This is a genomic window from Helcobacillus massiliensis (assembly GCF_033106145.1).
GTDB classification, from domain to species: Bacteria; Actinomycetota; Actinomycetes; order Actinomycetales; family Dermabacteraceae; genus Helcobacillus; species Helcobacillus massiliensis.
In genome coordinates, this window is the sequence record NZ_CP136959.1 from 838601 (window position 1) to 861533 (window position 22933).

At 65.7% G+C, this 22933-nt stretch carries 21 protein-coding genes and 1 pseudogene; 8 read left to right on the top strand and 14 right to left on the bottom strand.

The window, feature by feature from the left end; translation table 11 throughout:
* The first annotated feature begins 55 nt into the window (after positions 1–55).
* The gene (locus tag R3I40_RS03920; protein ID WP_259800613.1) at positions 56–1633 is read left to right on the top strand and encodes a recombinase family protein; all 1578 of its coding nucleotides are present in this window, start codon (positions 56–58) and stop codon (positions 1631–1633) included.
* 318 nt (positions 1634–1951) lie between these two features.
* Here R3I40_RS03920 and R3I40_RS03925 read toward each other — a convergent pair whose 3' ends face one another.
* The 4 genes from R3I40_RS03925 to R3I40_RS03940 all read right to left on the bottom strand — a co-directional run bounded on the left by R3I40_RS03925 (position 1952) and on the right by R3I40_RS03940 (position 5477).
* Positions 1952–2824, bottom strand: a complete 873-nt coding sequence (locus R3I40_RS03925) for an exopolyphosphatase (protein ID WP_102237368.1) — start codon at positions 2822–2824, stop codon at positions 1952–1954.
* A gap of 328 nt (positions 2825–3152) precedes the next feature.
* On the bottom strand, positions 3153–3869 hold the full coding sequence (locus tag R3I40_RS03930; RefSeq protein WP_285262124.1) for an FAD-dependent monooxygenase: 717 nt from the start codon (positions 3867–3869) through the stop codon (positions 3153–3155).
* On the bottom strand, positions 3811–4362 hold the full coding sequence (locus R3I40_RS03935) for an FAD-dependent monooxygenase (protein ID WP_285262104.1): 552 nt from the start codon (positions 4360–4362) through the stop codon (positions 3811–3813). Before R3I40_RS03935 ends, R3I40_RS03930 begins: the two co-directional genes overlap by 59 nt.
* A gap of 11 nt (positions 4363–4373) precedes the next feature.
* Positions 4374–5477 (bottom strand): hypothetical protein, encoded by a 1104-nt coding sequence (locus R3I40_RS03940; protein ID WP_285262105.1) that lies wholly within the window; start codon positions 5475–5477, stop codon positions 4374–4376.
* 131 nt (positions 5478–5608) lie between these two features.
* Here R3I40_RS03940 and R3I40_RS03945 point away from each other — a divergent pair, with 131 nt between their 5' ends.
* Both R3I40_RS03945 and mobF read left to right on the top strand, forming a co-directional pair.
* The gene (locus R3I40_RS03945; protein WP_102237365.1) at positions 5609–6211 is read left to right on the top strand and encodes a TetR/AcrR family transcriptional regulator; all 603 of its coding nucleotides are present in this window, start codon (positions 5609–5611) and stop codon (positions 6209–6211) included.
* 189 nt (positions 6212–6400) lie between these two features.
* Positions 6401–9844 carry a MobF family relaxase gene (gene mobF / locus R3I40_RS03950; RefSeq protein ID WP_317700138.1) on the top strand — a complete coding sequence of 1148 codons (3444 nt, stop codon included), beginning with the start codon at positions 6401–6403 and terminating at the stop codon, positions 9842–9844.
* Here the strand turns inward: mobF and R3I40_RS03955 are convergent.
* From R3I40_RS03955 to R3I40_RS04000, 10 genes are all read right to left on the bottom strand, one after another.
* A complete protein-coding gene (locus R3I40_RS03955; protein WP_317700110.1) occupies positions 9839–10045 on the bottom strand; it encodes a helix-turn-helix domain-containing protein in 207 nt (68 codons plus the stop codon). The two genes, mobF and R3I40_RS03955, sit on opposite strands and share 6 nt — an antisense overlap.
* A 2-nt stretch (positions 10046–10047) precedes the next feature.
* Positions 10048–10770 carry a helix-turn-helix transcriptional regulator gene (locus tag R3I40_RS03960; protein ID WP_317700111.1) on the bottom strand — a complete coding sequence of 241 codons (723 nt, stop codon included), beginning with the start codon at positions 10768–10770 and terminating at the stop codon, positions 10048–10050.
* Positions 10771–10837: 67 nt separating this feature from the next.
* Entirely contained in the window at positions 10838–12283 is a 1446-nt protein-coding gene (locus tag R3I40_RS03965; protein WP_073117283.1) for an ABC-2 family transporter permease, read from the bottom strand.
* Complete coding sequence (locus R3I40_RS03970) at positions 12283–12990, bottom strand: ATP-binding cassette domain-containing protein (protein ID WP_317700112.1); 708 nt, start codon at positions 12988–12990, stop codon at positions 12283–12285. Before R3I40_RS03970 ends, R3I40_RS03965 begins: the two co-directional genes overlap by 1 nt.
* Before the next feature lie 108 nt (positions 12991–13098).
* Positions 13099–13491 (bottom strand): hypothetical protein, encoded by a 393-nt coding sequence (locus R3I40_RS03975; RefSeq protein ID WP_199173951.1) that lies wholly within the window; start codon positions 13489–13491, stop codon positions 13099–13101.
* Entirely contained in the window at positions 13488–14360 is an 873-nt protein-coding gene (locus R3I40_RS03980; protein ID WP_285262108.1) for an ABC transporter ATP-binding protein, read from the bottom strand. Before R3I40_RS03980 ends, R3I40_RS03975 begins: the two co-directional genes overlap by 4 nt.
* Positions 14361–14371: 11 nt before the next feature.
* Positions 14372–15136: a hypothetical protein gene (locus R3I40_RS03985; protein WP_285262109.1), complete on the bottom strand. Its 765-nt coding sequence runs from the start codon at positions 15134–15136 to the stop codon at positions 14372–14374.
* Positions 15133–15759: a hypothetical protein gene (locus tag R3I40_RS03990; protein ID WP_102237361.1), complete on the bottom strand. Its 627-nt coding sequence runs from the start codon at positions 15757–15759 to the stop codon at positions 15133–15135. The genes R3I40_RS03985 and R3I40_RS03990 overlap by 4 nt, the downstream gene beginning before the upstream one ends.
* 83 nt (positions 15760–15842) lie before the next feature.
* Positions 15843–16658 (bottom strand): hypothetical protein, encoded by an 816-nt coding sequence (locus tag R3I40_RS03995; RefSeq protein ID WP_102237360.1) that lies wholly within the window; start codon positions 16656–16658, stop codon positions 15843–15845.
* Positions 16651–17196, bottom strand: coding sequence for an RNA polymerase sigma factor (locus R3I40_RS04000; protein ID WP_073117307.1), 546 nt, complete (start codon positions 17194–17196; stop codon positions 16651–16653). Before R3I40_RS04000 ends, R3I40_RS03995 begins: the two co-directional genes overlap by 8 nt.
* 353 nt (positions 17197–17549) lie before the next feature.
* Here R3I40_RS04000 and R3I40_RS04005 point away from each other — a divergent pair.
* The 5 genes and pseudogenes from R3I40_RS04005 to R3I40_RS04020 form a co-directional block, all read left to right on the top strand.
* Positions 17550–18548, top strand: a pseudogene (locus R3I40_RS04005) (MobF family relaxase); the annotation flags it as partial.
* A 194-nt stretch (positions 18549–18742) separates the two neighbouring features.
* A complete protein-coding gene (locus R3I40_RS04010) occupies positions 18743–19696 on the top strand; it encodes an ABC-three component system protein (protein WP_218154349.1) in 954 nt (317 codons plus the stop codon).
* Entirely contained in the window at positions 19680–19934 is a 255-nt protein-coding gene (locus R3I40_RS11580) for an ABC-three component system middle component 6 (protein WP_204514417.1), read from the top strand. Before R3I40_RS04010 ends, R3I40_RS11580 begins: the two co-directional genes overlap by 17 nt.
* The gene (locus R3I40_RS04015) at positions 19921–21621 is read left to right on the top strand and encodes an ABC-three component system protein (RefSeq protein WP_252908395.1); all 1701 of its coding nucleotides are present in this window, start codon (positions 19921–19923) and stop codon (positions 21619–21621) included. Before R3I40_RS11580 ends, R3I40_RS04015 begins: the two co-directional genes overlap by 14 nt.
* Positions 21622–21794: 173 nt before the next feature.
* Complete coding sequence (locus R3I40_RS04020; RefSeq protein WP_252908394.1) at positions 21795–22790, top strand: hypothetical protein; 996 nt, start codon at positions 21795–21797, stop codon at positions 22788–22790.
* Positions 22791–22933 lie beyond the last annotated feature (143 nt).

Below are 22933 nucleotides of genomic sequence, written 5' to 3' on the forward strand. Positions count from 1 at the left end.
CCGAGGTTCTGTAAACGCACCTACCTCTCACGCGAGTAGGAAGGTGGGCCGACTGATGGGCCAGAACGAGCATGAACAGACTACGGGATCAGGGTCGCCGTTGCGGGCGGTGGTGTACGTCAGGATCAGTGATGACCCGGAGGGCAGCGAGCGTGGAGTTGACCGGCAGGAGGCCGACTGCCGCGCCTACGCCGCCGCGCACGGCTTGGAAGTAGCAGCCGTGTTCCGAGAGAACGACACGTCGGCGTTCAAGCAGAACACGATCACTCTGCCCTCGGGTGAGCGGGTGCGGCGGGTGATCCGCCCGCAGTTTCGCGCAATGCTCAAACACCTGAGCGAGGGGCAGGCGCAGGTGATGGTCGCGTATGACTTGGATCGGGCGGTGCGCGACCCGCGCGACCTGGAAGACCTCATCGACGCCAAGGTGCTCGGTGAATTTGGGGTTCGCTCGGTGACTGGGTCTCTGCGCCTGGACACGGATTCCGATGTGGCGATGGCCAGGGTGCTGGTGGCGATGGCGAACAAGTCATCCGCTGACACTGCGCGTCGGGTCGCGCGGGCGGCAAAGCAGCAGGCCCTCGAGGGCGCGTGGCATGGGGGCAGGGCGCCGTTCGGGTACCGCGCCGAGAACGGCGTCCTCGTCATCGATCCGGTGACCGGGCCGATGGTGGTCGAGGCGATGCAGCGGGTGCTGGCCGGTGAGTCCCTGTACCGGATTCGCAAGGACTGGAACGAGCGCGGCGTGCTCACCACGCACGGCTGCGCGTGGTCGGACAGGACACTGAAATTGATGCTGCGCAACCCTTCCACCAAGGGAGTGCGCGAGTATCGGCCGATCTTGCCGGATGGCACCCGCTCCAAGACCTCGCTCATGCAGGTGAAAGCGGCGTGGCCTGCGATCGTGGACGAGGACACCTGGCAACAGGTCTCCGACGTGCTCGACGCGCGGAAGAAGGCGCGGAACCTCCACCAGCCCGGCAGCGGTGCGGCGAAGCGCATGTACCCGTTCTCAGGGCTCATCCGCTGCTCTGCTTGCGGAACGGCGATGCTCCACCGAGGTCCGGTGTATCAGTGCGTGCAGGCCACCCGCGGCGGCTGTCACCGCTCGATCCGCTCAACTGAAGTCTCGAAGCTCGTAGAGGAAGCGGTGCTGGCGACGTTCGAACAGATCACCCTGAACCCCACCAAGCGCCGAGCACCCGGCGGCGACTTGACGGCGCGTGTCGGATTGGCGGCCACACTCGATGCCGACCGAGAGCGCCTGGCCCAACTTGATGATGACCATTACGACGGGCTGATCGACAAGGCCATGTGGGTGCGGCAACGGGCACGGATCGCTGAGCGCATCGAGGCCACCCGCCGCGAGTACGCCGCCGCCGTACCCGAACAGCACGTGGGGCCGAGCATCGACATGACTACCGTCGCCGCCGAGTGGGAGGGCCGGACGCCGATGTGGCAGTACCAGGCCACCAGCCTGGTCCTGCAAGCCGTGCTCGTCCACGCCCACCCCGCCGATATGATGACCGCCGTGCCCAAGCGCCGAAACGAGAGCACCGAGGCGTTCCACGCCCGCCGTGACGCGCACCGAGCCGACGTTCTCGCCCGGCGGATCGAGTTCATCTGGCGCGCGTGACTCCTGACCGGGTGCTGTTGGTCCCGTTCCCTGGCCGCGCAGGCGGTTCAGGGTGCGGGGCCTTTCCGTATCTTGGCGACGGCGCGCACCGTGGGACGAGGTGCCGTGCACAGTCCTCGCAGTTCGTCCAGCACCGCCGGATCATCCACCGTCGCACGCAAGCCCTGGGCTTGGCGTGAGGCAGCGGCCAGGCGTGCTCCCAACGTGGAGACGGCAGGCTGTGACAGCGGAGCGGAGGAAGTAGGAGTGACAGTGGTGGTAGCGGTGGGAGTGCTCATGCTGATAGGTACGACGCCCCTCCCGCACGCTCATCGTGGTTCAGGGCTCGGTCTGCTTGTCCGGGTTGGCGGCCCATATCGCAGCCAGCAGACTGGTGTCGCAACGCAGGGAATCGAGGGGTTCTCCGCTGAGCAGGCGCAGCAGCACCCCGTCGCCGGTCGCAGTACCAGCGTGCTTCGAGGCGGGATGCCCCAGAACGATCCGCAGCAACGCTGCCCACGACCTCGGCGGTATCCCCAGCAGTGCCGAGATAGCGCGGTCGCGGCGTAGCACTTCTACCGCGTTCGGCCGGGAGGTCAGATCGCCGAGCCGGTAGGCGAGGTGCTCGATGCAGTCGGTCACGAGCACGGCATCCCAGCCCACCGAGGCGAACAGCCCGACTATCTCCGATAGGACGGCAGCAACCCGAACACGGTCACCGGAGTCTTCCTCATCGTCGATGGTGGGGTCGGTGACGTGGAAGGCGGGGTGGTAGTCGGGAAGGTTCTCTCGTTCAGCGAACCGGATGGCGTCGTGGAACCCAGTGAACCTGGACATGTGGCGCACCTTGGCGGGCGCAACGAGCATCCCCGCCGCCCGAACCTCGACGCCACAGGTGATCTGCACCGCGCGAGTAACCACCGCCCACGGGTTCCCCGCGTTCCGCGTCGAGGGGGCGAGCATGACCTCGAACGCAGCTGAAGCCACCTCCCACTCATCCAGCCCGTACTTACGGGCCAGCCGTCGGTACCTCTCTGCCGTGTATCGCATCAGTTCCGCTGCTTGACGGTCACTGCGCCAGGCCCCAGGCCCGGCATCGTGCAACCGGATCAGCAGGGCACGCAAACCCTCCGGCGTCTCAAACCCGTGACGCGGCGAGCCATCCGGGGCTGCGACATCGTCGCCTGTACTGGGTGGGGTGTGTTCGGTCACGGTGGCACCTCCCGAGAAGGAGGTGCGCCACAAGCACCCACGCCATGACGTGCGCCTGCACGCCTTTACGTCCGCCGATTGACAGCAGGCACTTCGCTACGTCGCGCTCTGCACAGTGCTGTTGGTTTGGCGCGAGTCGCCAGAAAGCCATTCAAGGTCTGCTTCTCGGCGTACCCGCACCCGCCTGGCGGTCACGGATTGCAGGCGAACGAAGCGCGACGGATCCGTGCCAGATGCTCGGTTTATCACCGGATATGCGACTATTTCGTCGGATCAATCCCCGTTCAAGGCCATCCCTCGTTGATTATCGGAGTGGTGGCCCAGCGCCTTATACGCGCTCGGGGCGAAGGCCTATACCGATGACGCGAGCGGCGGTTTTCTGCAACCAGCGCGAGCGGCGAACGATTTTTGCTGCAGCGGGCGTCTTATAAGTGTCGTCGAGGTGTTTCGGGTATAGGTCGGCAAGGATCTTCCCCTGGCCGGCCTGAATGATCCTTGCTGGTCTTTCTCGCCGTTTCTGCACTCGTCGCAGCAGCGCCTCCGTCGGAGTCTTCCCTGCTGCGAGGCCTGGCCCAAGCATGCGAGATGCTGCCACCGCGTCCTGTATCGCCAGGTTGATGCCGACACCCCCAGCGGGAGACATGGCATGTGCGGCATCGCCGATGCAGAGCAGGCCGGGGCGGTGCCAACACTTCAGGTGGTTGACCGAGACGCTGAGGAGCTTTAGGTCATCCCAGGACTCGATCTCCTGGGTGAATCGCTCCGCGATATTAGGGATGGTCTGGCGTATCCGGTCGGCGACCACACTCGTGGGATAAGTGCGCAAGTGGTCGTATTCGCCTTTGGGGATGCAGTAAGCCAGTTGCCAGTACGATCCCCGGTCTACGGCGACGATGGTGAACCCCGATCCGACACTGACGAAGGGCACCTGGTCGTCGTCTTCCCGGCTGATCCGGAACCAGAGCACATCCATCGGAGCGTCGCTCTCAACGGGGGCGAGCCATGCGCGTGTGCGTACTGTGGAGTGGCGGCCGTCCGCTCCGATAACGAGCCGTGCCGTGAGCGTCTGCTCGCCATGGGGGGGTGGTGTAGCGCACCCCGTGTGCCTGATTGCCCTTGATGAGCAGCTCGGTCACTTGGGCTTCGCGGATCAACTCGAACGATGGGTACGCTCGGGCTTCTTCGGCGAGGAAGTCGAGGAAATCCCATTGGGGCATGAACGCCACATAGTTGTAAGGCTCTGGCAAGAGGGAGAAGTCCGCGAACACGGACTCACCATCCGGGGCGGACACAGCCACGGTCTTCATGCGCCGGTGCGGGATGTTGAGGAATCGGCCGACGATACCTAGTTCGTCCATGACTTTCATCGTGGAGGGATGGATCGTGTCGCCACGAAAGTCTCGGAGAAAATCGGGATGCTTCTCCAATACCCGCACGTTCACGCCTTGACGGGCCAGCAACAGGCCGGCCATCATTCCGGCGGGGCCGCCGCCTACGACGACGCAATCGACGGTTTCTTCACTCTTGGTCGAGTCCATACATTCTCCTTTCAGTGGCGTACTGTCGTGGCCGGTGACGCGGCCGTTTCGCTGGGGCGCTTCTGGCGGGCAAGAAGCGCCAGGATGAGTCCGCCGGCTGCCCAGATCGCCAGTGCCCACCAGGACGTTCTCGCGCTGGCGTCGGGGAAGTAGCTGACGGTACGCGTGAGAGTGGTCGTCGCGCCCGGGATGAGCCACTGGCCGATGTACCCGAGTCCGGCCGGGAGGAGCTGGTAGGGCACGGCGAACGCAGCCCACGGCATCGCCGCGAACAGTGTCACGGCCGCTGCGACCCCGAGTCCCGCCCGCCCGAGCAGACCGTGCAGTCCGACGAACAGGGTGCTCGTTGCGGTGAGCGAGAGCGACAGGGCGGCCCAGACCAGCCCGAACGGTCCGGGGTAGATCTGGAGCCACGTGCCCAGCACCAGCGTCAGAAGGAGTCCGCCGCCGACCCCCAAGCCGAGGACGGCGCTGATGCGCTGCCAACGCCCGGCGACAGTAAACGCGATCAGGATGCTTGCCAGCAGAGTGCCCACGGTCAGTGGGATGCCGGCGGTGGTGAGTCCGACTCCGTTCGGGTCTCCCTCCGAGTACGGCACGACGTCGGTGACCTGCACCGCAGGCAGGCTCTCCGGGAGCTGGTTGAGCATCGCGACAGGGTCGCCCTCGCCGCTGACGAGAGCTTCCTGCAGCTGCCCAGTCACGCCCGCGTACATCTGTTCGCTGGCGTTGATCTGTACTTGGGAGGCCATCTCGGTCATGAACGCTGCTGGCACCTGCCCGTTCGCGGACGCGGTCAACACCTCTGGCTCTTCTCCGAGCACGAGAGCCCCGATGAACTCCCGCTGCTTAATCCCGGCCACCGCTGCATCGCGATCATCGACCACCACGATGTCCACAACTTCGCCCAGTCCACCCTCCGCTGCCTCGACGAACCCCTCGACGGCCTCCGGCTGTCCGGTCACCGCCACCGAGATGCCATCGGCCTCGCCTTCGGCCGATGGCCACACGAACGCCACCGCCAGCAACGTCAAAGCCACTGCCGCCACCGAGACGATGCCCCACACCCGACCCCAGCGACTCCCCGTCGCGATCGTGGACTCGTTCCCACTCATGCCTACACCTCCAACAAAACGAATGATCTCTCTCTATGCTAGCCATATGGGAAGTTCAGTCGTCAAGCCGCGCGGGGAGTTGGCTTAGTACGATGGGGAAGATTCGTTCTTTATCGGTAGGGAGGGTGTAGGTGCCGAAGATCAGCGAGGCGCAGCGGCAGGCACGGCGCGATCAGATCGCACAGGCTGCGGTGGAGCAGTTCGCCGCGCGTGGCATCCACTCGACCTCGATGGCGAACATCATCGACGCCTCTGGCCTGTCGTCCGGGGCGATCTACACCCACTTCTCGGGCAAGGACGAGATCATCGCCTACGTCGCCCGCGCCACCGTCAGCGGCGTGTTCAGCGGACTGGAAGGGGTCTTGGACTCAGACCCGCTCCCCAGCCCCGAGCACCTCATGACTTTGATCACTGAACGGATCACGCAAACGGACGTGCCGACCGGCTTCATCGTGCAGGTCTGGGCGGAGGCCGTCACCAACCCGATCGTTCGCGGCGCTGCGAACGAAGTCTATGCCGGGGCTTTCGAGTTCTTCCGCGAGTACGCAGCGCTCTGGCTCTCCACCGGCGGTGGACTCGACCCCCGGCAGGCCCGCGCTCAGGCACCCCGCCAGGCGCGGCTGATGATCAGCCTGATCTACGCCCACATCTTGCAGACCCCCCTCATCGACAGCCATAACACTGGCGACTTCATCAACGACACCGCCGACCTTTTCACCGCCCTCACCCGCTGACTCCCCAACGAGTCAACAGCCCTGACCCGGCAACCCGTTCTGTTCTGCCCCCGCGCTGCCGTCTGCTCTCTGACATAACAACTTCTCAGACTCAGTAGTTGATGCACGGATGCTACGGCCGGGGCCGTAGTGCGCACCTCTCCTGCAAGGACGACCTTGCGGGAGGCGGTGACAGGCGTGAAGGGCGGCGTGATCCTGTTCCGCGGCAACGGTGCCGCCGCTCGCCGCTATGTCGAGTCCGACCGGTCCGGCGCGGACGAGTACTACCTCGGCGCCGACGACGCCGTGGCCGAGTACGCGGTCCTCGACGCCATGGGCGAGGTGACGGTCTCTCGGTCGCTGACGTCTGCTGAATACGAGGGGTGGGTGGACTGGATCAACCCGGTCACGGGCGAGCAGATGGGTACTCCACGTCTGCCGGGTGACGGGCGCAAAGGGTCGCCGTTGTTCGCGGAGATGACGATCAACGCCCCCAAGAGCCTGTCGGTCGCCGCCGCCCTCCACCCCGACGTCTCCGCAGCGCTCGATGCCGCGCAGCAGGACGCCCTCGCCGAGGTACGCCGCTGGCTCGGCCAACACAGCGTGACTCGGGTCGGCCCGAGGGGCGCGCAGGAGGTCGTGCCGATCGAGCACATGCAGGTCGTCGGCATCCGGCACAAGACCTCGCGGGCGGGTGATCCGCACCGGCACATCCACATGCAGATCGGCACCAGAGTGTTCGCGGCTGGGAAGTGGCGAGCGTTGGACACGGTGGCGTTGTTCAAGCAGCAGGGCGCGATCCGCGCGATGGGCAGCGCGGTGATCGCCGCGCACCCGCAGCTCACCCAGACCCTCACCGAGCACGGCCTGACCCTCGACCCCGTATCGGGCGAGGTGGCGGAGCTGGAGCCGTTCAACCCGGTGATGTCGAAGCGGTCGGCACAGATCAGCCGCAACCTCGACCGGCTCGAAACCGAATGGGAACAAGCCCACCACGGTGAGCAGCTGGGGCCGGTGATGAGCGCACGGTTGCAGGGCATCGCGTGGGCACACCAGCGCCCCGGGAAGAAGCCGGCCGATCTCAAGAACGAGCAGTGGTGGCGGCAAGAACTCACCGACGCCGGCTACGACCCCGAGCATCTGGAACGCAAGCCCGTGCAACCCGCGATGTCGCTAGATGACCTTGCCGTGCAGGAGGTCGCATCGCGGGCACTCGACCGGTGCGCCGCCGGGGCGTCGGCGTGGACCCGGCACACGATCCAGGAGCACATCACCCGGATCACGACCGAGGCAGGCGCGCAGGCCACACCGGCGGAGTTGCGGAAGTTCATCGCGGTTGCGACCGATCTCGCGATCGATGACTGCTTCTCGATCCTGCCACCCGATGCGCCGACACCGGAACACGTCGCCCACCTGACCAGTCTCGGCGTGATCGCCGCCGAGACCGCGCTACGCGACCAACTCACCACCGCAACACCACACCAGGAGCCGGAACACCCGGACGTCACCGAGGCCGCGCAGGCGGCAAAGCTCGATGAGGGGCAGACGGCTGCCGCTGCGGCGGTCGCGTCGGCTGATCCGCTGGTGATCGTGGAGGGTGCGGCCGGGGCCGGGAAGACGACGATGCTCGGCGTCGCCATCCACGTTGCCGCCGAGCAGGGCCGTGGGTCGCGAGTGGTCGCCCCGACCTTACGAGCAGCACAAGTCGCACACGACGACCTCGGCATCCCCGCCACCTCGGTTGCGGCGCTCGTGTATGCGCATGGGTGGCGATGGAACGATGACGGCGTCTGGACCCGCCTCGCGCAGAGCGATATCGACCCCGACACCGGGCGCAGCTTCACCGGCCCGACCGAAGAAGGGCGGCTGGTGCGGGGTGAGCGGGTGATCGTGGACGAGGCCGGGATGCTCGACCAAGACACCGCCCACGCCCTCCTCACCATCACCCAAGAGGCAGGCGCAACAGTCGCGCTCGTCGGCGACCGCGCCCAGCTGCCCGCCGTGGGACGGGGCGGGGTACTCGACATGGCCGCCCAGATCAGAGGCCGCACCTACGACATGACCGAGCTGCACCGCTTCACCGACTCCGCCTACGCCGCGCTCACTCTCAAGATGCGGGACCGGGAGAACCCCGGCGACGTGTTCGACCAACTGGTCACGATGGGCGTCGTGACCCTGCACGCCGACGACGACGCGGCCCGCGACCACATCACCGCCAACGCCCGAGACGGGGAGGCGATCACGGTGGCGACCAACGAGGAAGCTGCCGCGGTGAATGAGCGCATCCGCACCGGCCGGGTCGAACAGGGCGAGGTGGACGACACGGTGACGGCGACCGGCAGCGACGGCCTGCCCATCGGGGCCGGTGACCTGATCCAGACCCGGAAGAACGACACCAGCCTGGGTGTCGCGAACCGGCAGCAATGGATCGTGCAACGGCTCATCGATGATGGCACCGTGTACGCACGTGAGGTCGGCAACAAGCAGAAGAACCTCCGCACTGTCGCCCTCCCGCCCGAGTACGTGAACGAGTACGCGCACCTGTCCTATGCGACGACCGCCTACGGCGTCCAAGGCGCAACCGTCGATACCGCCCACACGATCCTGTCGGAAGCGACGACCGCGGCAAACGTCTACGTCGGCATGACCCGAGGCAGCGACACCAACCAGCTGCACGTCGTCGCCGAAGACCTCGCAGACGCCCGGGCGCAGTTCAACGACGCCATGGAACACGACCCAGCAGACCGCGGCCTCGACCACGCCACCACCCAAGCAGTCGAAGCCGTGCGTGGCTTGGTCACCAACGGCCCTGTGCGGCTGGTCACGGACGAACTCGCTCGCCTTTACGGTGAGGTCGAACGCGCGCTGCGGGCGGCGGAACGCTGGGAACAGATCGCCGACAGGTTCGACGCCCAACGTGAGACTCACCGCGCCGAGACGGACGAGAACACCGAAGCCCTCCGCAAGGCCGAAGAAGCGGTCGAGCAGATACGTGTCGAGGTCGCAGGGCCGCTCACCGCCCGGGCTGAGGCCGATGCCGCGGCCTACCTCTCCGCCGTCGCAGACGAGACCACGGCAAGCGCCCGCCTCGCTGCTGTCGGCCGGTTCGGCAAGCGTAAGGCCCGCACCGAGCATCGCGCCGCGACCGAACGCGCCCGGGAGCTGCGCGGACAGGTCGCCAACGAATGGGGCACCACCCCGAGCGCTGCTGACCAGCTCACCGCATGGGCGAGCAGAGTCGCCGCCAGCCACGCCGAGGCCGATCCCCGCGTGACCGAGGCGGTGCAAGGCGTGGCGGCCGTGACGGCCGGGCAGAAGACGATGCGGGAACGTCACGAGCAGGAACACCTGGCACTGCTGGTCAGCGAGTACGGGACCGAACGCGCCCGCCGCATCCACCTCGGCATGCGTGAGCCCGACCCACACCGCCGCGCCCGCGCCGCGCGTACCGAGGCCGCCGCCACTCGTGCCGAAGCCGACCAGCTGCGCGCTCTGCCGATCGTCGAAGCCGCCGCCCGCATCGACGCCAAGCAGGCCGAGCGGGCCGACCAGCGGCAGCGAGCGGCTGAACGCGCACAGCAGCTCCGCGACCCGTTCGAACATGACACCCACCGCCACAACCCTCGGTCAGACGGGCCGACACGGACCCTATAGAACCGCCGGTCTTAGAACCGTTGGTCTCCGAGACTCCGGATGGAGTTGCATCTGCCGGTACCGCGTCGGAGTGATCCCCGCATGCTCGCGGAACGCCTCCGTCGCACGGTTCCGCGACTGCCATCCGACCCGACGGCCTGCTTCCGCGATCGAGACCTCGGGCTCGCGTAGTTGGCGGCTCATCTCCTGCACGCGCAGCATTGTCAGGTACGCCAGCGGTGTCTTCCGAACGCCTCCACGAACACCCGGCTGAGCTGCTTCGGCGACAGATGAACTGCGTCGGCCAGCTCCGTCAGGTTCCAGTCATGCGCGACATCGCCGCGCAGCAGCGCCTCGACCTGACGAGCCTCGGCCCGCAACGGTGCGAACCTGCGCTCGCGCGGCAGGGTGGGCCGGATATGGGCACGCTGGTTCGGGGCGATCCGGTGGGGCGATACCTCGATGAACGGCGACACCTGGTCGATGATCGAAAACCACAACGCCTGGGCCCGGTGGAACCGGCTCCGGGCGAGCTCGTCCGTGGTCAGAGCGACCAACTCATCGACCCAGGGCATCAACATGCCTGCCCGGTGCTCACCCAGCCGGAGTATCTGGGCCGGTTCGGTATAGATCGTGTCCGCGAAGTCCTGAGTGTCGAGGCGGTCGCAGAGCATATCGACGTGTTGCCAGAAGAGCTGGTCGAGCACGTAATCGGAGTCGGCGTAGATCGTGGACACCGTGATGTGCCCTTCCGGCTCGGAGCCGCACAATGTGTTCGCGGCCAGCAGCACAACATCGCCGACGTTGATCGGGTGTTCCCCGAACTCGCTGAACAGGATCGCCGACCCGTCGCGCACGACTATCAGCTTCACGAAGTCATACGCGACGGGTCCGACGGACCGGTAGATCGTCCGGTTGACTGCCCGCAAAGCGGCGTGTCCGGTCATCTCCTGCCCTCGTACCGCCCCCTTGCCGGAGGTAGGCACTGGAGCTGTGGCCGGGCGGTAGTCATGGTCAGACGCCTCGTGCGGTTGCGGTTCGCAGTACGCGACCGCTGAGCAGCCAGGTGGACGCGGCGATGAGCAGTCCGATCAGCGCCGCGAGGGTAAGACGGGCTGGCGTGTCGGCGGTGAGCGGCCAAGCGGTGGGGCCGAGTACCCAAAGCCAGGTATCGGCGAGGACATCTCCGCCGAGGGTGATCCCGAGGATCATGATGATGACCGTTGCGCCGAGCGCCCAACCGACGCCGTAGCGGACGGTGAGCCAGAGTGCTCCGAGGACGCCGGCCGTGCCGAGGATCAGCCAGAGCAGTCCGGAACGCAGCAGCGAGACGATGGTCGCCGGGTCGGTCTCGCCGCGCAGGACGGTGTTCGCGAGTGTGCAGAGGGTGACGGCGAGAGTGACGACGGTGACGCACAGCACGAGCCAACTGCGTACGGCAGCAGGGATATTGCCGCGCCGCAGCACGAGGATGCGCCAGCCGGGCGTGAGAGCCTGCCAGGCGAGCACGACGATGATGCAGGCGCCGAGTGGGAGCATCGCGTAGGTGTGCAGGCCGAGAAGGTAGCTGTTCGGGTACACGGCTGCGACTGCGACAGCCAGCACGACCGCCGCGACGCAGAGCGGGATCACGGCGCGGGAGCGCATGACGGTGCGTATCGCGCCGAGCGCGCCGGGGCGGGTGCTGCGTCGGCCGACCGGCCGATTGTCGGTCCGGCCCTCCGTACGCGCAGCGCCGACCCGGATGAGTCGCACGCCGAGGACGACAGCGGCGAGCAGCAGCCCGAGAACGAGAGCGAGTGCCGGGGACTCCTGGGCGAGCGGATCGGTGGGATCGAGGGGTTCGGCGTTCTGGTGCGCGCCGAGCAGCGGCAACATCGCCCGCACCGCCCAGGTGGGCGGGAGCACCGGCCAGACGGTGATCTCCGCGGCGAGGCTGCCGATGACCTGCCAGGCCCACGCGGCGAGGAAGACGGGGATGAGTCCCCAGGCTTCGGTGGCGACGTAGGCGAGGGCGAGCACACCGAGGGTGGCGATCCAGCAGCTGGCCCCGGCCCAGAGGATTCCAGTGACGTCGGTCGGTGCTCCGGCCAGGAGCGAGAACGGAATGACGGTCCAGAAGGCCAGTGCATGGAACAGTGCCGATAGCGCGGCGAGGACGAGGAAGCGCGCGAGCACGATGGTCCGCGGGCTGACCGGCCGCCAGAGCGTGCCGCCCTCGCGCGCGACTGCTTCGCGGGCGGTGGTAAGCCCGGCCAGCAGGGTGAGCAAGGGGGCGGCCATCCCCGTGACGTACAGCGTCTGCCACAACAGAGCCGCCCGCTCCTGACTCTCGGGGGTGATCAGAATGCCTGCGAAGCTGATGCCTGCGATCACCAGCCCGAGCCAGGGCAGGTAGGCGGCGGCCGAACCGCGGGTGCGTACGGTCTCGGCGCGGACGGCTGCGACGAGCGGGCGCATCAAGCGGCCTCCGACCGTGCGGCATCGGGCAGGGTGAGATCGAGGAACGCCTGCTCCAGTTGCCCGGCGGGCGCGAAGTCTTCGAGGGTTCCCTGGTAGCGGCAGCGCCCATCGGCCAGGACGGAGATGTCGTCGGCGAGTTGGGTGATCTCGCCGAGCTGATGGGAGCTGACGAGCACGGTCCGCCCGGCGGCGGCGTAGTCGCGCAGCAGATGCCGCAGTTCGACGATTCCCTGCGGGTCAAGCCCGTTCTGCGGCTCATCGAGGATGAGCAGGTCTGGTTCGGTGAGGATCGCGATCCCGAGCGCGAGCCGGGCCTTCATGCCCATCGAGAAGTGCCGTGCACGTTTCCGGCCGGTCCCGGCGAGTCCCACGATGTCGAGGACTTCCTCGATACGTTCCCGGCCGACCCCGGTGAGACGGGCGTGCACGAGCAGGTTGTCGAACGCGCTGAGATGACCGTAAATCGCAGGGCCGTCGATGCTGGCCCCGATCCGCTCCGACGTCGTCCGGCTCCGCCCGCCTCGCATCGAGGTGTCCCCGAGTACGTCGATCGTGCCGGAGTCGGCGTCCATCAGCCCCAGCAGGATGCGGAAGGTCGTGGACTTCCCGGCACCGTTGCGGCCCAGCAGGGCGTGGACCCGCCCGGTGGTGACGGTGAGGTCGAGGCCATCGAGCACCACCGTATCGCCGCGTTGCAGCCGCACATCGACACAGCGGACAGCGGCGGCGCTTCGGTCGACGGCAGTGGCGGATGGGCGTGCGTGATCGTCATGAGAGACCATCGCGTGGTTCTCCTTTCGCGGATGATGGGGTCAGGCGTCGCAGACGGTGAACGCGAAGGTGCGCAGCGTGCCGATGGAGCCGTCGGAGATCTCGCCGATGTCGGGCAGGTCCTTGTTCTGATCGACTGCGTTGAGGGCGTAGACGGTGCCGTCAGGGGCGGTGAAGGTGAGGACCGGGTCGCTGTCGGAGTTCTGTTCGCAGGCGACGGTGCCGTGGTCGACGGTGAGGTTCCAGGAGTGCCCGAAGTCGTCCTTGCTGACCTCGGCCGGGTTGCTCGTCGCGGTTACCTTCGGCCCGTCGACAGGGAAGTCCTCGGGATGTTGCATGCCGTTGCACCCGGCCAGCCCAATCGTGCCGAGGATGAGGGCACCGGCCGCTGCGGCGAGCCGTCCGGTGCGGCGGCGCGGGGTCATGGGGGTCATGGGGTCTCCTTCAGTTGGGCGAGTGCCATGTAGCCGTCCTCGAGGTTGGGGTCGGCCGGGCTCGCGTCGGCGGGTGGGGTGTCGGTGATGATCCGGTATTGGGTTCCCGCCCCGGTGGTCGTCGCGTTGACGACGGTGACGTGCTCGGGCGGCGGTGCGGTGCGGGCTGCGGTGAGCCAGGTGCGTCCGCGGGCGGCGTCGATCAGCCCCTCGGTGGGGCCGTCGTAGCGGGCCCGGCCGTCGCGGAGCACGAACACGTACGGGCAGGTCTGGGCGACATCGTCGAGGATGTGGGTGGACAGAATCACGGTGCGGTCCTGGCCGAGGCTGGCCAGCAGGGTGCGGAACCGCATCCGCTCTTCCGGGTCGAGTCCGGCGGTGGGTTCGTCTACGATCAACAGCCTGGGGTCACCCATGAGCGCCTGCGCGATGCCGACGCGGCGACGCATCCCGCCGGAGAACCCGCCGATACGCCGATCCTGCGCGTCGGTCAACCCGACCCGGGCGATCAGCTCGCGGGCCTGCCCCTTTCGTGCGCTCGAGTTGTCGATGCCCTTGAGGACGCCGACGTAGTCCAGGAACTCCAGCGGGGTGAGGTTCGGGTACGGTTCGACGTCCTGCGGCAGATAGCCGAGCGTCTTCTTCACCGCCCGCCGGGTGGACGCGTCGGCGAGGTCGTGGCCATCGATCTGCACCCGGCCGCGAGTCGGCTGGATGATGCCGCACAGGATGCGCATGAGGGTGGTCTTCCCGGCCCCGTTGGAGCCGAGCAGCCCGATCATGCCCTGCGGCAGATCGAGGGTGACGTCATCGAGTGCGGCCGGCTTCTTGCGGAAGTCCTTGCCGAGATGATCCATCGAGATGAACATGCGGTTTCCTTTCAACGCTTCCGGGTGCGTTCGGCCAGCGACGACCCGGCCAGCAGCAGGGCGGCGATGATGACGAGTTGGAGGACCAGGGAGATGGCCGCGCTCAACGGAGTGCCGTCGAACCCGAGGGGACCTGTGGCGGGATAGATCGAATCGGCACCGAACCAGCCGGCGACGATCGCGTCGCCGATGACGGAGAACACGGTGCCGTTCGGGGTTGGGAGCGGCAGCACAGAGCTGGAGAAGATCAGGAAGAACCACACCAGCACCGCCACGATCCGTCCCAGCGCTTTCGGCATCAACACACCACAGACCCCGGACAGTGCCATCGTGATCAACGCCGCCGGGGCAACGATGGTCGCGGTGACGGCCAGCGCGCCCGGTAGGGACCAGGGATGCCCGCTGATCGTCTGCATCAGCCCCATCACCAGCAGCACCGCCAGCGACGGGGCGATGACGACACTGAACGCTCCGAGCACCCGCGCGGTCCGCAGCAGCGCACCCGGGGCGGGAGTCGAGGCTTCGAGCTCGTGCATGCCGAGCTTCGCTTGTGCGGTGAAGAAGTCCGCGAACGCGGCCGCGTAGGCGATCCCGGTGAACATCGCGATGATCTGCCCCGAGAACGCGAGGTCTGCGATCCCGCCGGTACCGGGCCGGGCTGGGGAGATGACCGCGAGCAGTGTCGCGAATGCGGTCAGCGGGATCGCGGTGAACCAGAGTGCCTTCTGCCTCCGCGCGGCTCGGGAATGCGTGCGGGCCAGGTCGATGAGGGTCATACCGTTGCCACCTTCGCGATGTTGCGTTCCGAGTTGCCGAGCCGCTGCCAGGCCAGGACCAGCAGGACCGCCGCGGCCGCAAGCGGCACGCCCCGCTGCAAGTGCAGTGGGAGCACGTACGGGTCCCAGAGCATCGCGAGGAACATCCACGCTGCGACGACTGCGATCGTCGTGGCTGACGCGGTCCCGGCGTATGCCGCTGCGAACAGGGCGATCACCGCGACGAGCACGACTGCCCCGGCAGGTGAGGCCACGCTGGCCCACCCGATATCGCGCGGCCACATCCCGAGCAGATGCAGGGGCACGACCATCACGACCGCACCAGCCAGCCCCGAGACGGTGACGAGTAGGCCGCGCAACAGTTGGACGGTGCGGAAACCGACGGTCGTCGACTCGTGCAGCTCGATCAGCGGGTCACCGGTGAGGGCGACTGCCACGCACACCCCGGCGCAGATCACAAAGACCTGCGCCAGCCAGGTCACCAGCGTCATCGCCTGCGATGTCGGCCACGCCGACGACACCAGCCAGCCCGCGACCGCGACCAGGCCGCCCGCGATCACCGGACCTACGGCGATGGGCAGGCCAACGCGGCGCCATTGCGTGCCCAGCAGCGCTCCCGACATCCGATCCACCTTCCTGAACCAGGCCGACGCGCAGGGTGCTGTTCGGCCTTCACTGGATCAGTAGCGGTCCGGACGGGGAAGGTTCACACCGGTTCAGGAAGTCCTCCGCGGCGGGCAGCGGCAGACCGGGCGGAGATGATCGCAGCGGCAAGGATCAGGATGCCGAGCGCCGCGACACCGGCCGGGGTGATCGCCTCCCAGACCACGCCAGAGATCGCACCGAGACCGATGCTCATCGTGCTGTTCGACGCCGGAGTCACCAGCGGAATCAACACCAGGCCGGCGATCATGCCCGCCCACGGCACTGCCCAGATCGCTACGAAAGTCGCGACACCAGCGATCACCGCCAACGGGACCAACCAGCCGGCCAGTAGCGCGCCCAGTCCACCGGTGTGCCCCCACGCCGTCACCACCACCGACGCCGCGGTCCCGCAGACCACGTCGAGAACCAGCACGATCCCGATCCGCGCCATCACGACGACCTGCGGCCCCAGCGGCGTCGACAGCGACACTGCATCCGCTCGGCTCGGCGACAACGCCATCGTCACCGTCGCCGCCACGCCCAGCAGCATCAGTGCGGAGAACCCCGTCACGGCCGCCGACGCCCCCTGGCTCACCCCGAGGAAACGGGCGGCGAGCACCGCCATCGTCACCGTCACCAGCACCACCGGCAGCACGAGCCACGGCACCACCCGCACCTGCGCCCACGCCAACGCCCCAGCCAATCGCAGGCTCCGGGCCGCGGACCAGCGCGGTGCGTCGAGCGGGGACGGCTGCGCGGCTATACGGCGATGGATCGTCGAGAAGTCCGGGGCCTGCGCGGCACGCTCGGACTCCCACCGGCGCAGCACGTCGCGGATGTCCTCGCCCCGGTTCTGGTTCGATTCGTGTTCAGGCATCCTGCCTCCTCAGTTCCTCACGCAGCTGCCTTCGCGCCCGTGACACCCGGCTCTTGACCGTCCCGACCGGCACACCGACAACGTCGGCGATCTCCTCGTACGGCAGCTCGTGCAACCACGCCAACCGCACCACCTCAGCCAAGCTCTCCGGGAGCGCATCGAGCGCATCCAAGACGGCAGCCGCCTGATCGGCGGCCAAGACCAGTTCGGCCGGGCCGAGTTCGTCCGAGGGCAGCTCGTTCGCCTGCTCTTCGTCGAGGGGCACCTGTGGCAGGCGTTTGCGGCGGGTGTGCATGTAGATCTGGCGCTTCGCGATACCGAGTAACCAGGTGAGCACCTTCGCGTCGCGCCGGAACGCGCGCGCCGATCGCCAGCATCCCAGCCAAACATCCGCACTCACCTCCTCCGCGACCCCACGGTCCGAGACCCGGGCGAGAACGAACGCGAACACGACCGACGCGTAGCGGGCATACAAGTGGCCGAGCGCACGCTCGTCGCCCCCACCGACCAGAGCCAGTAGGTGATCATCGGTCTGCATATCCCCGCTCTGCACCAACCAGCTTCACCTCGCTCCGCCGTTCCCGTCCGATGTCCATCACCAGATCAGTAGCGCCCAGGCACTCCTAGGTTCACTCCACTCCCGTCCTATCAGGACCAACTGACGACTGACGGAGCGCGCTGAAGGAGACGCAGAGCCTCACAAGCGTCTACTGGCGGGACCCTGTTGCCGAGCGCAGTCACTGCCTGGATCGATGTAAGGCCAATGCTCCGGATCGGCAACTCAGACCTCTGGCAGGGTGGGTCCCCGCAACTCACGGCCGCGGTATCGGCACCCACGGCCGTAGACTGGGGCGCACAGACACACGATCACGGTAGGTGTGTTTGGGGTACCTCGGCTACGCCGTCACCGCCCACCGCGCCCAAGGCATCACCACCGACACCGCCCACGTCCTCGTCGAACCCACCACCACGCGGGAGAACCTGTACGTCGCCATGACCCGCGGACGCGAATCGAACCGGGCCTACGTCATCCTCGACCGCCCCGACGACCACGCCACCGCGCACCCGGGCGACAATCCCGACGCCACCGCCCGCACGGTCCTCTACGGCGTGCTCCAACACAGCGGTGCTGAGCTGTCGGCACACGAGACCATCACCGCCGAGCAAGACCGGTGGGGCTCGATCGCCCAACTCGCCGCCGAATACGAAACCATCGCCGCCGCAGCCCAACACGACCGCTGGACCACCCTGGTCCGCAGCTCCGGACTCACCGACGAGCAAGCACAAGCCGTCATCGACTCCGACGCCTTCGGCGCCCTGACCGCGGAACTGCGCCGGGTCGAAGCCAACCACCACAACGTCGACACCCTCCTGCCACGCCTCATCAAGGCTCGTGGGTTCACTGACGCCGACGACATCGCCTCCGTCATCCACCACCGCCTCGCCAACGCCACCACCCGACCCGCCGGATCGGGACGCACTCGACGGGCACCGCGTCTCATTGCCGGGCTGATTCCCGAAGCCGCCGGCCCCATGACCCCCGACATGCAACGGGCCCTGACCGAGCGCCGCCACCTCATCGAGACCCGAGCAGAAGCCGTCCTCGACACCGCCCTCCACACCCACGAACCATGGGTTACAGCCCTCGGTCCGATACCCACCAGTGGGCGGGAGCGGCGACAGTGGCGACGCCGCTCCCTGGTCGTCGCCGCCTATCGAGACCGTTACCAGATCACCGACCCCACCCCGCTCGGCGCCCAGCCCGAAGACACGGCGCAGAGGATCGACCGTGCCCGGGCCGAAACAGCGTTAAGGATGTTGCCTCGCGCCCGTGTCGAGAACCCCCAGACGGGGCCTGAACGGCGCATGGAGCGTCCGCTTCAACTCTGAGCCCAACTCTCTGTGACCTCAGATCTCTGTCGGCTCGCCTTGGGGATGCCGTTGACGAGCGGCAACACGAACCGACGGGGAAGACGATGGCAGAGGGTGGACAGCTAGACTTGGTTGACAAGGTGGCGCAACCTTCATAGGGCGACACCGTTCTGTCGAAGGCGCAAATCACCTACGGGAAGGGGGTGCGGCCCATGATCGACTCCGCATGGAAGAGCTGGTATCGAGCAAAACATGACCAGCGGTGCATCGCTTCCGGTGATGCTTTCGAGGACTACGCCACGGCGCTCTTGGCCCGCCTCCACAGTGACTACCTGAACCCAGCCCCGATGGGCAAGCACGGCGACGGGGGCTGTGACGGACTCGCTGACAACGGATCGATCCTATACGCCTGCTATGGGCAGCGAGCCACTACCGGCGTTGACCAGAAGACTAAGGACAAGCTGGAGTCTGACTTCGCCAGAGGGCTCGCTTGTTGGAACGGCTTCTCAACTTGGCGGTTCGTCACGAACGCTCTCTTTGGCCCCTTGCCGACGAAGAGTGTCCTAGCTCTGCGACAACAGCACGCGTCGGGAACGCAACGTCCCATCACTATCGAGATCTGGCAGGTTGACGATCTGTGGTGGAAGGCCGCTGACAAGCTAACTCCAGCGCAGCTAGATGAAGTAATCCCAGGCGTCCCGCATGCCGAGAACGTGGAGCTTGCCGATCTTGTGGAGCTCATTCTCTCTCTGGAGGATGTAGACGGAGATGGCCCTGACCACATCGAATCCATCCGTCCAGTCCCCTCCACCAAGATGGACTTCAATAACCTCCCGGAGACTACGAGGGCAGAGTTCAATGCGGGAAGGCTGCTTTCGGCACGTATCGACAAATGGTTCTCCGAACAGGCAGATCCTGCGTTGCGTGATGAGAAAGCTCAACGCTTCCGTGTCATCTACCAAGAGGCTCGACAGGCTACAAGGGACGTGCGCGAGATTGTTCGTCGAGTCTATGGGGCGCTTGGTGGGCAGGACTTCGATCTGTCCACGAAGCGGGCTAATGCCGTATACGCCGTCACGGCTTACTTCTTTGACTCATGTGACATTTTTGAGGAGCCACCTGCTGACAATGCTGGAGGCGAGGTGCGGCATGTTGCTACCAACTAAAGGCATCGAGCCTCAGCGTGCTTTGCTGACCATTGGGGCAAGCCTGATCTCGCTCTTGGAATCGCCCGCAACCGTGTCGGGGCTTTGGGAGCGGTTCTTGAAGTACTCAAGTGAGGTTCGCGGAGACTCCAAGGTCACCTTCGATTGGTTCGCCTTGGCATTGTCTATGTTGTTTGCGATTGATGCAGTTTCCTGGAATGAATCTGGGCAGTTGGTGAGACGGCATGTTTCTGCATGAACTAGGCTCGTCCGACTCGCGCTTCAAGCGGCTGTGGTTTCACGAGGGGATGAACATCCTACTCGCGGACAAAACGACCGAATCTACGTCCGGGGATAGCCGGAATGGGGCGGGTAAGACCAGTTTCGTCAGAATCGTGCGCTACCTGCTCGGCGGCGGTATTGCCGACAGTCTTAAGGTTGAGGCATTGTCCAAACACTCCTTCTGGGCAAAACTTGACCTCGGAGAGTCGGCAGGGATTAGCCGAGTGGAAAGGCCTATTTCGCCGCAAACGAAGGTCTATATTGATGGTGCCACGACTAGCGTTGATGACTGGAAACGTGAACTCTCTGCAATTTTAGGTATTCCCGATTCTGTCAGAAGGCCGACAGTGGGCCAATTGTTCGGACAGCTCGCCCGCGACTACTTCGGTGATCCGCTCAAGACTCATCGTGTCGAGTCCGATTGGGAGTCCGGCACTCGGATGGGTTTCTTCCTCGGATTTTCCCCTGAGATTCTCGCGAAAGCAGGCGAAGTAACCGCACTGGAGAAGAATCGAAAGGCGCTCAGTAAGGCCATCTCCGAGGGTGCAATCGGAGCTATCACGCTCAGTGAGCCGGAACTGCGCGCCCGTTTGGCTCAGGCGCGTGAGAAGCGGTCGCGTTTGGAGTCCAATCTCTCGGGGTTCAGAGTCGACGAGCAGTATGCCGACCACCAGGCGGATGCAGACCGTCTGACCCACGCAATCAGAGAGCTCAACGATGAAGGACTCTCGCTTGAACGGCGGAAGCGTGACCTTGAACTTGCAATGACAGAAGAGCGTCCAGCAGTTGCAGGGACGGACCTAGCCAAGCAACTGGAGAGTATGTATGCGGAGGTCGGCATCGTCTTGCCAGGAGCTGCAACCCACCGGTTCGCCGAGGTCGCTGAGTTTCATGCTTCGGTAGTGCGAAATCGGCAAATGTACCTTCAAGCAGAGCTTCTGTCCGTCACTCAGCGCTTGGCGGAGGTCAACTCGGAACGTCAGGCCCTTGATCAGCGACGCTCGAGCATCATGAATCTATTGAACGACTCAATGGCATTGGAAACATTCCGAAGCGCTGAACGTGAACTCACAGATCTGGATGCTCTTGTTGCTGATCTGGAGCGGAAACTCGAACTTGTGCAGTCTGTCAGCGACACCGGGATCCGCCTGCGTGCAATGATGTCCGAGGCCGAATCGAGCGTTCGAACTGAGATCGCAGACCGCGAGCTTCCTCTGGAATCAGCCATTGTTTTGTTTCAGCAGCTCGGCGAAGAGATCTATGCCGACCGCAACGTCTCTTTGCTGATTGAAGCTACACGCAAGGGCATGCTGAAAGTTGTGCCGAAGATTGATGGTGATGCATCAGCGGGAATTCTAGGTGTCAAGACCTTCCTGCTTGACATGGTGTGCACAGTCACGGCAATTCAACTCGGTCGCGCCCCACGAATTTTGGTACACGACAGTCAGTTGTTTGACTCTATGGACGATCGCCAAATTGCTTCTTGTCTCAACATTGGCGCTCGGCTGGCAGATGAGGTTGGGTTCCAGTATGTCGTGACACTCAACTCGGATCGTCTGACAGCCGCTGAATCCGAAGGATTCGACCGGCGGAGTTACGTTATCGATCCGGTGCTCACCGACTCGGGGGAAGAAGGCGGGCTGTTCGGGTTCCGCTTCATCTAACTCCTGTCCGGTGGCACGATACCTCTAGAGGCATAGCAAGCCCTTCGCCGCGCTGGAGTTTATGCCGCGGGTGATGAGCCCCGATTGGTGCACCGCATAGAACGGGAATCTAGGCAGATTTGTTCGATAGCATCCTCGTAGCGAGAGGTTGCGCCCGTCGATGGAGGTACGTCATGGCAGACGATCTGGCCGAGCCGCAATCCCTGCTGGCTGTCACCAACTACTGGTCACGAGCCCTTCTGCCGTCTGAGGTGTACGACGACCGGTTCGTGCAGTGGGCTCACGACCACGGTGCCTACTTGTACCTCGTGCTCGTCGGGCCGAAGACTGAAATCGTGGACCTTATCCAGCGGCCCGACGGCTGGAAGATGGAGACACGCTTCCACGACGGCTCGCAATTCAAGCCGCGCACCATCCCCGTGCCTTTCGACCTTCTTCCTCGCGAGGGCACGCGCTTGGTCGACGGCGCGGTTAATTGGGTGGACGAGCAGGGTGAGAATCAGCGTTCAAACGCTGTGGACCTGACCCGCCGTGTCCTGGCTCGCGCCTGGAGGCCGGGCCAGCACATGGACCACTGGCATGAGTGGACGCTCCGCAAGTTCTTCACGTACCGCGTCGAGTACATCGGTCAGTCGTTCGGGAAGCAGGGTGAGCGCACGGCTGCCGAGAGAATCGGTGAGGGCCACGAGACGGTCCAGCGCGTGCTGGCTCAGGTCGGAGACCTGTATCCCAACTCCGCAGTGGCGCTCATCGTCTTGGATGCGGCGGTGCAGGGTCGAGAACTCTCCGGAAGCATCGGCCCCGACAACTGGGAAGAGATCGCGCGGATGGCAATGCAAGCGATGACGGAGCCAGACGGCCCGTTGGTCGATCAGGCGAAGCTCGTGACCGTGGCCGAGGCCATGCTTATTCGGTCTTTCCCAGAGACCCGCAACAAGCAGTACAAGAGCTTCCCATCCAAGGACGCTCCTGCGCTCGTTGCAGAACTCCTCGCTGCAGGTGTGACGCATTTGGGAGTGCAGCTCGACGTTTCGCGGAGCCTCGCTCTCCTGAATCATCCCGATAGGACCAGGGCGCCGCAGGACAGGCTGCGGTTTGCGGTCAACCTCGCCACGGGAGCCCGGGAGACGCTAGACACCACGGCGCCGCTGTCCTGGCAGGCCGACTGACTCTCGGATGACTCCCCGTCCTGTCAACGACGCCCAGCGTGAGGTGCTCGACTGGCTCGCCGCCGGAGGCTCCCAGGACCCGCCGCGGCCGGAGATGAAGCTGAGCGCCGCCGCGCTGGCGGCGCGCGGCCTCGTCAAGGTCC